At 42.4% G+C, this 2,480-nt stretch carries 6 protein-coding genes; 2 read left to right on the top strand and 4 right to left on the bottom strand.

What is annotated here, in order from left to right; all coding sequences use genetic code 11:
- The first annotated feature begins 22 nt into the window (after positions 1 to 22).
- Positions 23 to 352 (top strand): SymE family type I addiction module toxin, encoded by a 330-nt coding sequence (locus A7Z29_RS22980; protein ID WP_105290901.1) that lies wholly within the window; start codon positions 23 to 25, stop codon positions 350 to 352.
- 42 nt (positions 353 to 394) lie between these two features.
- Here the strand turns inward: A7Z29_RS22980 and A7Z29_RS22975 are convergent, their stop codons facing one another.
- Positions 395 to 718, bottom strand: coding sequence for a hypothetical protein (locus tag A7Z29_RS22975; RefSeq protein ID WP_000548579.1), 324 nt, complete (start codon positions 716 to 718; stop codon positions 395 to 397).
- Position 719: 1 nt separating this feature from the next.
- Positions 720 to 1,013, bottom strand: a complete 294-nt coding sequence (locus tag A7Z29_RS22970; protein ID WP_001216788.1) for an HYD1 signature containing ADP-ribosyltransferase family protein — start codon at positions 1,011 to 1,013, stop codon at positions 720 to 722.
- A 277-nt stretch (positions 1,014 to 1,290) separates the two neighbouring features.
- Between A7Z29_RS22970 and A7Z29_RS22965 the strand changes: the two genes are divergently transcribed.
- A complete protein-coding gene (locus A7Z29_RS22965) occupies positions 1,291 to 1,551 on the top strand; it encodes a SymE family type I addiction module toxin (protein WP_029365860.1) in 261 nt (86 codons plus the stop codon).
- Between the two features lie 45 nt (positions 1,552 to 1,596).
- Here the strand turns inward: A7Z29_RS22965 and A7Z29_RS22960 are convergent, their stop codons facing one another.
- On the bottom strand, positions 1,597 to 1,863 hold the full coding sequence (locus tag A7Z29_RS22960; protein ID WP_000989235.1) for a MafI family immunity protein: 267 nt from the start codon (positions 1,861 to 1,863) through the stop codon (positions 1,597 to 1,599).
- On the bottom strand, positions 1,860 to 2,480 hold a 621-nt coding region (locus A7Z29_RS22955; protein WP_198599439.1), incomplete at its 5' end, for an RHS repeat-associated core domain-containing protein. The genes A7Z29_RS22960 and A7Z29_RS22955, both read right to left, overlap by 4 nt.

The following is a 2,480-nucleotide window of genomic DNA, read 5'->3' as shown; positions in this document are numbered from 1 at the left end:
CAACTAATCAAGGTAGTTAATCATGGCTGAACACGATATTACGCCAGAAGTCACCATTTCCAAAACACAGCGCCGCTATAAAGTCGGCTATGTCAGAGCCCGCCACGAAGACCGCACAACAGGTATAGCCCGGTATTATTCACAACACCCCAGCCTGCACCTTAAAGGCGACTGGCTGGCTGAAGCGGGATTTGATACCGGGACGGGCGTCACGGTGAAGATCTCGGAAGGGTGCCTGATCCTGATCGCTGACTGCAACGAGGTGCAGGAATTGAGGAAGGAACTTTATCAGGTTAAACAGGTGGTTAAAGGAATGAAGGTCGGGATATCCGGTGTATTGAAAGAAGCGTAAAAATAAAAGCCGGGGAGATTTAATTCCTCACCCGGCTTTATTTTAGTCGCCTGGTTTTTCCCAATACTTTATTTTTTCCATTTCTCTTTCGATATCATCCATATCATCATCGCCTAGTTCGTTATTAAATTTCTCCGTTATAATCATTCTTATATGTGCAAGACGATGAGTTATTTTATTTCTATCAATAAATCCAGTGGTTTCTTTGCAATAAGCAATTTCATTATTAATCATATTATCATCACTTTGAGAATGATAATAATACCGGGCTATGTCTCTAAGAGAAATCAGCAAGTAATTAATTTCACTTAGAACAGACAATGCCTCCTCTCCAGTTAACATGATGTTTTTATTATCTTTATGCATATTATTTCCGTTTAGTGATTTTTGCATTATCAGAAAGAGTGATATCACCTTTTGCAGTCAATTCATCGGTGTGATATCGTGGATTAGGTACCCATTCAAGTTGTTCATTTGGAACATCAGTTTCAACATAATCACGTCCACGGCCCGGTTTTATTTGATATTTACTTTCAACTTCGACTTGACTTAATGGTTTTTTACTAGCCGGTTCAAGATACACTCTATTATTATCTTTTGCCAATATTTTACCTGTTTTACCAATCTCGGTTGAACCCTTACGATTAGTATAATGCCGCACACGAGTAGTTCCATTACAGAGCTCTTTTTTTAATCCGAGTGGATCACTATATTTCAGCGGATTAGGCGCATATTGGTAGAGGTTTAATCCGCCTCTTAGCCCTATCGGGTCAAATCGCGCAATCTAATCGAAGTCCGGATCGTACTGTCAGTTTCGTCTATAAATCACTAAAACCATCACGTCATAGTTCATACGCTACCGCCGCCCCCTGATAAAGTAAGCTATCTGCACGAAGTTAATTTTACTATCTAATCAGCAGATTAAATATAAAAATATCATTTCCAAAACACAGCGCCACTGTACCGTGGGCTATCTGCCCAACCGCAGTGACACGCGGGTGATCAAAATCAGCGCCAAATGGCTGAGAGAAGCGGGATTTGAGATCGGCACGGGCGTTACCGTGAAGATCTCGGAAGGCTGCCTGATCCTGCTAGCGGATAACAACGAAGTACAGGAACTGCGCAGGGAACTTTATCAGGTTAAACAGGCAGTTAAGGGGATGCGTGACGGGATGTTTAGTGTGCTGAACGAACATTAAATAATAAAAAGCCGGGAAGATTTAATTTCTTACCCGGCGTTATTACTATTTAACTAATTTTTTTAAATAAATAACAACATCATGTTCTAACAAATTATTGAAGATATTATTAAAAGTACATAGATGCTCATATTCACTCTTTGTTATAACAAGATCATTCTCGCAGAGATAATCACATAATATTTCAAAAGCTAATGGCTCTTCCCCAAAATCGATGTAACTCAACGCATAATTCAGTTCATCTTCAGAAAGTCTGCCATGAAAATTTTCACCAAATTCTTTTAACTCTATACCAGTAGTAGTAGTCATCATTTTGCGCCCGGTAAAGGTGGAATCGGTCCACTATCAGGAAATGCAGTAACTATTCTTCCCTTGGCTGGTTGGAAAACTACTCGAATCCGTACTCCATCTCTGACTTCCCATGCCACCCAATTAGCAGCTTTTCCTGCTTTCGTTAATGCGCCTCCAGTTCCTTGCTGGGCATACCATTTAGTCGATGGTGAATTCACAATATCATCAACTTCGGAAATAATCTTTTTCGCATCCCATGATTGAGGAAAAGTCGTTTTACCTGGCTGACCTGGCCACATATGACCACCACTACCAGGACCATCACCATGAAGAATGTGTTGTTGCGCTTTTGGACCACAACCAAATAACCCCAGCGGATCGATCCATGACAACGGATTCGGCGCGTATTGGTAGAGATTTATTCCACCAAGCAACCCTATCGGATCCGGCTGCGTAAACCGCCCGACATCCGGATCATAATACCTGTGCAGATTGTAGTGCAGCCCCGTTTCCCTGTCGAGGTACTGTCCCTGGTAGCGCAGGCTCTGCTCCACCCCGCCGTGATCCTTCTCCTGTATTGTGTTTCCCCAGACCTGGTATCCCGTCTCCCACACGATTTTCCCGTCGCTGTCCGTCAG

Source organism: Escherichia sp. MOD1-EC6842 (assembly GCF_002965705.1).
Classification (GTDB): domain Bacteria; phylum Pseudomonadota; class Gammaproteobacteria; order Enterobacterales; family Enterobacteriaceae; genus Escherichia; species Escherichia ruysiae.
Note: the sequence above shows the minus strand (reverse complement) of the source record. Positions and strands in the feature narration are given on the sequence as shown.

What these genes read in the sequence shown, in the direction of transcription:
- A7Z29_RS22980 (WP_105290901.1), top strand. Translation starts at nt 23, where the DNA reads ATGGCTGAACACGATATTACGCCAGAAGTCACCATTTCCAAAACACAG.
- A7Z29_RS22975 (WP_000548579.1), bottom strand. Translation starts at nt 718, where the DNA reads ATGCATAAAGATAATAAAAACATCATGTTAACTGGAGAGGAGGCATTG.
- A7Z29_RS22960 (WP_000989235.1), bottom strand. Translation starts at nt 1,863, where the DNA reads ATGATGACTACTACTACTGGTATAGAGTTAAAAGAATTTGGTGAAAAT.